Below are 899 nucleotides of genomic sequence, written 5' to 3'. Positions count from 1 at the left end.
CCGCCCGCTCCCCCCTGTCCGGCGGAGTGTCCCGTCGTGACCGCCCGTGCGCGCGCATGCCGTGCCCCGAGCCGTCCCGAGTCCTGTCGTGCCTTCTGGGTGCTCACGTCACGCGGGCAGCGGGCGGTCCTTCACCACGTGCTTCATCACCAGCGTCGACGTCAGCCGCTGCACGCCCGGCAGGGCGGCCAGCCGTTCGTCGTACAGCCGCTGGTACGCGGCGAGGTCGGCGGTGACGACCCGCAGCAGATAGTCCGGCTCGCCGAACAGCCGCTGCGCCTCCACCACTTCCTCCACCTCGCTCAGCGCGTGCTCGAACTCCACGACCGTCTCCCGGTCCTCCTGCCGCATCGAGACGAAGACCAGCGCCTCGAAGTTCAGCCCGACGGCCGTCGGGTCGACCAGCGCCCGGTAGCCGCTGATCGCGCCGGACCGCTCCAGCTCGCGCAGCCGCCGGTGGCAGGGCGAGACACTGAGGCGTACCCGTGCGGCCAGCTCGGTCACGGTCAGCCGCCCGTCCTGTTGCAGCTCGGCAAGGATTTTCCGGTCCACGTCGTCCATGGGGCAGATTCTCCCCCACAGCGGGGGTTGCCCGAGAAAGTTCGGGAACACTTTCGGCCGTATCGCGCCTAATCTCGCCGATATGCACTCCGGAACCCTCCTCTCCTTCCTCGCCGTCGACTTCCTGCTGGTCTGCGTGCCGGGCGCCGACTGGGCGTACGCGATCGCGGCGGGCCTGCGCGGCCGGTCGGTGACCGTGGCGGTGGCGGGGCTGGTCGCCGGGTACGGGCTGCACACCGTGTTGGCCTCGGCGGGCCTCGCCGTCCTGGTCGCCGGGTCCCCGGAGCTGCTCACCGCGCTGACGGTGGCGGGGGCGGCGTATCTGCTGTGGCTGGGGT

General features: G+C 71.6%; 2 protein-coding genes. One reads left to right on the top strand and one right to left on the bottom strand.

The annotated features are described in order from the left end of the window. Positions 1-108: 108 nt before the first annotated feature. The gene (locus MTQ10_RS30790; RefSeq protein ID WP_247474107.1) at positions 109-561 is read right to left on the bottom strand and encodes an Lrp/AsnC family transcriptional regulator; all 453 of its coding nucleotides are present in this window, start codon (positions 559-561) and stop codon (positions 109-111) included. Between the two features lie 82 nt (positions 562-643). Here MTQ10_RS30790 and MTQ10_RS30785 point away from each other — a divergent pair. Next, positions 644-899, top strand: a 256-nt coding sequence (locus tag MTQ10_RS30785; RefSeq protein WP_247474105.1) for a LysE family transporter, incomplete at its 3' end; no start/stop codon positions are given.

Origin of the sequence: Streptomyces sp. XM83C (assembly GCF_023072675.1) — a bacterium.
In the GTDB taxonomy this organism is placed as follows: Bacteria; Actinomycetota; Actinomycetes; order Streptomycetales; family Streptomycetaceae; genus Streptomyces; species Streptomyces thermocoprophilus.
Note: the sequence above shows the minus strand (reverse complement) of the source record. Positions and strands in the feature narration are given on the sequence as shown.